Raw genomic sequence first — 6,398 nt, 5'->3', positions numbered from 1 at the left:
TATAGGCTGGGTAAGTGTTGGTACAGATAACGATACTTCGGAGTTTGCAGTGGAAAGTATCCGCCGCTGGTGGCGTAAAATGGGGTGTGAACATTATCCCAATGCTAAAACACTTCTCATTACTGCTGATTGCGGGGGCAGTAATGGCTATCGTGTCCGTTTGTGGAAGGTTGCACTCCAACGTTTTGCAAACGAAACAGGTTTAAACATATCGGTTTGTTACTTTCCACCGGGAACCAGCAAATGGAATAAAATAGAACATAGAATGTTCTGCCATATAAGCATGAACTGGCGTGGTAAGCCTTTGACAAGCCATGAGATAATCGTAAATCTAATAGGTAGCACCACAACAAATAAGGGTTTAAAGATCAAGGCAGAACTGGATACAACTGCTTACTCAAAGGGAATTAAGGTGTCTGATGAAGAATTTGACAAAGTTAATTTAACTAAGGCTTCATTTCATGGTGAATGGAATTATACTATAGCACCTAATTGTTCAAGTTAATTATGGACAGTTACTAACATGAGGTTACATCATAAAGAAATATATTTTCTCCGTCAACAACATTTTGTTTCATAAGATGCTCTTCGATTTCTTTTTGTTTATCGTTAAGCCACTTGAGTGCTTCATAGAGATGATTTTCGTTAAACGCTTCTACTCCGATTATATTTCTGATTGCATAATGTCTTGCCATTCTTGCGGCTTTAAGTCGTGAACCTTGAAAAAGAATACGTGCACATATTAACCATACCACCAATAAGGCTTCTCGCGATTTACCAAGTGCTTCTAATATTTTTAGCCGTATGATAAAAACGTAAAGCACATAGAGTGCACCAAACTTTAATCCTGTTTTCACGCTAACCTTATCCGTCTCTATCACTTTCTTATCTATTGGTTTTCCAGTGCCTGTCAACATGTCTCTGATCATCCTGATAATATTTGCAGGAAGATGTGTAAGATTTGATAAAGTCCGTTTTTTTACCTTGCCATCATCCCTATAGGATTCACGTAATAATATCCTCGTGTGACTTTTGCCACTAGATGTCTTTATCGTTGAGTAATCTATATACATAGTGACTACTATTATATATCATAGTTAATTTAATTGTCAAGCGTTATTTTTGTACATTCGACTATTTTAGTGTCTACATTTTGGCTAAAAAATATCCGTACCCTGCCATCTTTATTGATATCTATGCTTACTGTTTACAGAATATCCGCTGCAAGTGGCAGGAATATCCACATCAAGTCTAACGCATCTTTAGTGGTATTCTCTGCATCCTGGAGAAATGTCTCAGCCTTGTTTTGGGCAAAACTTACAATAACGCTTGTTGCCTTGTTAATGTCTGATATATGATCAGTATGTCTTCCATGTAATATGGCCTCTGCTTCATCCAGTTTGCCGGCCTTTACCAATGATATAATCTCACCCCTTAAAGGTTTCCATTGCAGGTACAGCCCCAGTGCAGTATCATACATTGCCTTATCGCCAAGAAAGCGCACGGAGATGGTATTAAAGTTTTCGAGTACCTCCTTTTCAGCTTCGTCTATGTAGAGAGAGTCTTTATCCACGTCAGATAAGTCCTTGGCACGGACAATATAGTTCATGTATTGATCAATCCTGATAACATTGGCGTCAATCCTCGATACTGTCCTGATAACGGTAAAGGGATGTCTGTGCATCTTATAGACAAGGCCGTACAAGTTATGCATACGGTTTATTCCAAAAACAGCAACAGCCATCAGAAGTAACAGTATCAGCAAAAACCCTGCACCAAGACGAGTGCCTATTTTCATGCTCCTAATCAGACCCCTCTTTCTACTATATATGTTGCAAAATGAAACGATGTTACAGTATGGATGCTCCACCTCTTCATAGTGCTTTGATGATTAGCTCTACCTTATAATAGTAAATGAAACCTCTCTTTCAAGTCAATACGTATCCTCTTAAAAGAGTAGGGTAAAATGGGGTTAAGGGGGCTTCTTCATGGCCGGGGCGGGTGCGGCTTTTAGCCAGGGGTTGCCAACCCCCGCTGCGACAAGATTGCACCTCGCCCCCCCTTGCAGAGGAGGTCTGAGGAGGGCCAGGTGCGACTTTTATGGCAGGGGTGCCTCACCCCCTGGAGAGGAAAAGAAGCTCCGCCGCCCTCCTTCTTTCTTTTACCATGAAATATAAAGAGGATACTGATTTTGCTTATTAATTAATGTGATATAAAAAATTACTTGACAAGTTACTTTAAGATTTGATACAATCTTTTCAATGTATAGTGTAAATGAGATAGAGCTCTACGATGCCTGCAAGGTGCTGTTTGGCGAGGAGGTCAAGATTGACCGTGGCTTCCTCGAATACATCCAGCCGTCGGGTCTCAAGAGCGCCTACAGAAAGATAGCCCTCGCAACCCACCCCGACCGCAATGCCTCCGAGGGCGAGGAGTACAAAAAAACCTGTACGCAGCAGTTCATCGAGGCCACCGAGGCATACGAAAAGCTCAACGCGTTCCTGAAGCAGAGGGAAAACGGCTTCAAACTCAAAGATAGTTACGTCAATACATTCAAGCCACAAAAGGACTCCTACACCGGTAACTTTAAGACGTGGCAACAGTCCAACCAGAGTGCCTATCAAAATCAGTCGGCAAAGAGCACTCAACAGTCATACTATGGAAACAACAGGTCGTCTTCCAACAATACGCAGCAACACAAGACTGAATCGGCCGGCTTTAGCAACAACGGTTTTTCCGCCAAACATGCCGACAGTCACAACGGCAGAGATGCCCACAAGCAGTCCAACAATCAGGACCCACGTTTCACCATTGACTCCTCAAAGACGTCAACCTACGCGTATCAGGCAAAAAATCTGCCACGGCGGAAGCTGCGTATAGGCGAGTTTCTGTATTATGCCGGGATCGTTTCCTGGAAGGACCTCATAGCCGCCATTGTCTGGCAGTCAAAGCAGCGTCAGCGCATGGGAGAGATCGCCGTGCGGTGGGGATGGCTCAACGAAGAAAAGATCGTTGAACTGTTACGGGGCAAGATCCGGGGCGAACGACTTGGCGATTGTCTCGTCAGGCTCAAGGTCATTACCCCGTTTCAATGCAACATGCTGGTGTGGCAGCAACAGAAAAGCCAAAAGCCAATCGGCGAGTACTTTGTCAAAGAAAGACTCTTAAGCGAAATGCAGATAAATCGCTACCTTAAACACCTTAAAGACCATAACATAAAGTTCTAGTTTAGCTGTTGGCTATCCTTCCCAAGCCGGCATAAAGTTCGGGGAGAGCTGAAGGATGAGCATCAGGCTAACAGAGAAATCGTTCAGGTGAGTCACCCTCCCTTTCCTTTTAATTCCTTATCAGTCAGAGTTCAATATGTTATGCTACCTTATCGGCTGGCCGTTTACTGCCTCGTTTTGTTGTTGTGGTTTCCTCAGTTCCTTTGGCGTTGTCAGTGTTGGATGATTTTTTAGTTGTCTCTGAGTTGTCGGTTTTGTCTTCAGCCTTTTTGTTCTCCGTATTTTTGGCGTCTTCTGCTGCCTTTTTATCAGCCTCTGCTTTCTTCAGGGCTTCCTTGTCGTTGGTCTGAGCGTTCTTTGAGTCCTCAGTCTTTTTGGTGTTTGCGTTGGAGTTATCGGTTTTGTCTTCGGCTTTTTTGGCCTCCGCATTTTTGGCGTCTTCTGCTGCCTTTCTGTCGATTTCGGCCTGCTTCATACGTTTTTTGTAGTTGGCGATATCCTCGGGGCTATTTGCGGTTTCAGTCTTTTTGGTGTTCGCATCGGAGCCTTTAGTGTTGGGGTTGGATTTTTTTGTATCATCTGCAGCCTTGTTGTCCGTGTTGGCAGCCTTCAAGCTCTCATTGTACTTGTCACGAGCCTCGGCACTGATGCTCACCTTGTCCTGACCCCGTTGCGGGCCATCAGCCTTGCCTTCAACCCCGTCGGCTGTCTTGTTGACACGAGCGACGTTGTTTACCTTGTTGCCCTGGTAAATGTCGGCCGTCTGTTGCAAGGCGCTAAAGTCGGTATTAACATTCATACAATTCGTTCCTCCTTAACTTTATACTTGACCTCGGGCAAAATGCCCGCCCTTGTTTGGCCTTTTCACTAAAAAAACACCTATATGTTCTTATCGGTTGTTTGAAAACATTTCTTTAGAGGATTTAAAAGGGCGCTAATAAAAACATTAGTATCCACAACAACCTTTAGCATGCTTGATGATTTGCCCCAAGTTTTGTCTGGCCTTCATTGCTGATATGGTTTTAAGCACGGTCATATCTCCTTTATCAAAGTTGATATAGATATTATAGTTAATGTGGCTATAATGGTCAAGTTTTTTGTGAAGGGGCTATGGCTTCTTGACATTCCAGGGGGTGAGCCAGGGCGGTTTGACATAAAAGCCGCATGGCCCCTGACCCCCTTCAGAACCCCACTTGGAGTTAATCTTTACTATACTTGAGCAATGTGACCACGTTTGAATGCAGTGGCACCAGAGTGTACTCCTTCTTGCAAAGAATGATGTGACGTGAAGGTAACATCCACCTCAATATCTTCGTCAAGTTTTCCAAGAATCGTGATCATCCGGTCAAGCGTGAACCGCCTGAGCTGTGCGTTGCGGATGCGCGAAAACTCGGAGTGTGAAACGCCCGTCAACTTTTCGGCGTCGCGCGTCGTGAGTTTGCGTTCATCGAGTATACCGATGATCTTAGCCGCGATGATAGCGCGAGCCTGCCTAAGTCCCGCGTTTGGGCGTCCAAAGTCACGATAGATGTTGCCGCTTCCGTGCACAAGTTCCATGTCGTCGTCGTTCATTTTAAAGCCTCCTTTAGTCGTTTTATCCGTTCTCGGATAAGCTCGACCTCCATTTGAGGGGTTTTGATCCCCGACTTGGATTTTTTCTGAAAGGCGTGAATCACCCAAATGTTCACGCCAACCTTGACGGCGTAGAGCGTACGGAAAGCGTCTCCGCGATGCCGAACTGCAATTTCAAACACGCCGTCTTCGCTACCCTTGCAGGGTTTTGCATTGTTCGCCTTTTTGCCCTCCGCAGCAAGTGAGAGCGCATCAAGCATGTCGTCTTGCACATCTTCTGGAAATTCCTCGAAGTCCCTGCGAGCCGCCTTGAGCCATGAAATTTGTCGTGTATCTCTCACAAGTCTATGTTGACATATTTGTCGCCAAACTGCAAGCTCTTTTTTGAAAGCACACCTTGACAAATGCGGTATAGATGTTAGATAATAGGCTAATTGTCTTTGACAAGATAGAAAATGTGCCTGATTTGGGTACAGAAAAAACAGTTCAAACAAGGAGTAAGGTTATGAAGAGAATGTTTATGGCAGTTCTTGTGTGTGGCATGGTTATTGCATCTATGGGGGGGGTAGCGGCTGCTGCGGATGACTACGTCTTTGTCACCAAGTGGGGTGCTGAAGGCAGCGGCGATGGGCATTTTTATGGCCCTATTGGAATAACGCTAGACAGCGCAGGCAATGTGTATGTGCCAGAACAAGGTAACCATCGCATACAGAAGTTTGATGCAAGTGGTAAATTTATAACCAAGTGGGGCAGCCAAGGCTCGGGTGATGGACAGTTTATTTATCCGGCTTATGTAGCGTTGGATAACGCAGGCAATGTGTATGTGGTAGAACAAGGTGGCCATCGCGTCCAAAAGTTTGCCCCTTCTTCCACCCCAACTCCCCAATATATCCTCACCGTCTCCAAATCCGGTAACGGCTCTGGAAACGTAACCGCATCGACAGGCACACTCTCGTGGAGCGGCAACACAGGTACCACATCATACAGCTTCGGCACATCCGTAACCCTCACCGCAATACCGGATACAGGTTATACCTTTGCTAACTGGAGCGGCGATTGCAGCGACACAATGCCTACATGCACGCTCGCAATGTCGGCAAACAAAATGCGCTCAAGTACGACTTTGACGGTGATGGCAAAAGGGACATCCTCTGGAGAAACTCGGCAACAGGTGATGTTTACATATGGCTAATGAACGGTAAGTCCATAACCGGAGGCAACTATGCCACCCAAAACCTATCATCAGACTGGGATATTATCGCAGTGGACGACTTCAATGGCGACGGAAAATCTGACATCTTGCTACGAAACAGCAAGACCGGCGACATAGTCATGTGGCTTATGGATGGTGCCAAGATAGCAAGCACTGACTTCGTACTGCGTGGTATGCCATCAGACTGGCAGCTCAGGACAACCGGCGACTTTGACGGCGATGGCAAGGCCGATATGATATGGCAAAGCACCTCAAGCAGCGATATCTATGTGTGGCTTATGGACGGCACCAAGATAATAGGCGGGGACTTCATTATACGCGGTATGCCTTCCGTCTGGCAGATGAGGTAAGCGCTGTAATAGCACCCACCCATTAAGGGGTTAAGG

The 6,398-nt window shown here is 45.5% G+C and carries 8 protein-coding genes and 1 pseudogene; 4 read left to right on the top strand and 5 right to left on the bottom strand.

Annotation, left to right across the window (positions count from 1 at the left end):
- Positions 1–505: ISAzo13 family transposase (locus Mcas_RS08415; protein ID WP_040335094.1), on the top strand; the 505-nt coding region annotated here is incomplete at its 5' end.
- Positions 506–943: 438 nt separating this feature from the next.
- On the opposite strand, the pseudogene Mcas_RS19440 reads toward Mcas_RS08415, so the two are convergent.
- Together Mcas_RS19440 and Mcas_RS08405 are read right to left on the bottom strand one after the other, a co-directional pair.
- Positions 944–1,073 (bottom strand): annotated as a pseudogene (locus tag Mcas_RS19440) (IS1634 family transposase N-terminal domain-related protein); the annotation flags it as partial.
- 134 nt (positions 1,074–1,207) lie between these two features.
- On the bottom strand, positions 1,208–1,798 hold the full coding sequence (locus Mcas_RS08405; RefSeq protein ID WP_040335069.1) for an MCP four helix bundle domain-containing protein: 591 nt from the start codon (positions 1,796–1,798) through the stop codon (positions 1,208–1,210).
- 463 nt (positions 1,799–2,261) lie between these two features.
- Between Mcas_RS08405 and Mcas_RS16615 the strand changes: the two genes are divergently transcribed.
- Entirely contained in the window at positions 2,262–3,227 is a 966-nt protein-coding gene (locus Mcas_RS16615) for a J domain-containing protein (protein WP_052567046.1), read from the top strand.
- A 139-nt stretch (positions 3,228–3,366) separates the two neighbouring features.
- Here Mcas_RS16615 and Mcas_RS08395 read toward each other — a convergent pair whose 3' ends face one another.
- The 3 genes from Mcas_RS08395 to Mcas_RS08385 form a co-directional block, all read right to left on the bottom strand.
- Complete coding sequence (locus Mcas_RS08395) at positions 3,367–4,026, bottom strand: hypothetical protein (RefSeq protein ID WP_040335068.1); 660 nt, start codon at positions 4,024–4,026, stop codon at positions 3,367–3,369.
- A 410-nt stretch (positions 4,027–4,436) separates the two neighbouring features.
- Entirely contained in the window at positions 4,437–4,799 is a 363-nt protein-coding gene (locus tag Mcas_RS08390; RefSeq protein ID WP_081853721.1) for a helix-turn-helix domain-containing protein, read from the bottom strand.
- Entirely contained in the window at positions 4,796–5,140 is a 345-nt protein-coding gene (locus Mcas_RS08385; protein ID WP_052567045.1) for a type II toxin-antitoxin system RelE/ParE family toxin, read from the bottom strand. The genes Mcas_RS08390 and Mcas_RS08385 overlap by 4 nt, the downstream gene beginning before the upstream one ends.
- A gap of 164 nt (positions 5,141–5,304) precedes the next feature.
- On the opposite strand from Mcas_RS08385, the gene Mcas_RS16610 reads away from it, so the two are divergent.
- Positions 5,305–5,991 carry an InlB B-repeat-containing protein gene (locus Mcas_RS16610; protein WP_052567044.1) on the top strand — a complete coding sequence of 229 codons (687 nt, stop codon included), beginning with the start codon at positions 5,305–5,307 and terminating at the stop codon, positions 5,989–5,991.
- Positions 5,877–6,362: an FG-GAP repeat domain-containing protein gene (locus tag Mcas_RS08375; protein WP_081853719.1), complete on the top strand. Its 486-nt coding sequence runs from the start codon at positions 5,877–5,879 to the stop codon at positions 6,360–6,362. Before Mcas_RS16610 ends, Mcas_RS08375 begins: the two co-directional genes overlap by 115 nt.
- Positions 6,363–6,398: the final 36 nt, after the last annotated feature.

The sequence above is a fragment of the Candidatus Magnetobacterium casense genome (genome assembly GCF_000714715.1).
GTDB classification, from domain to species: Bacteria; Nitrospirota; Thermodesulfovibrionia; order Thermodesulfovibrionales; family Magnetobacteriaceae; genus Magnetobacterium; species Magnetobacterium casense.
Note: the sequence above shows the minus strand (reverse complement) of the source record. Positions and strands in the feature narration are given on the sequence as shown.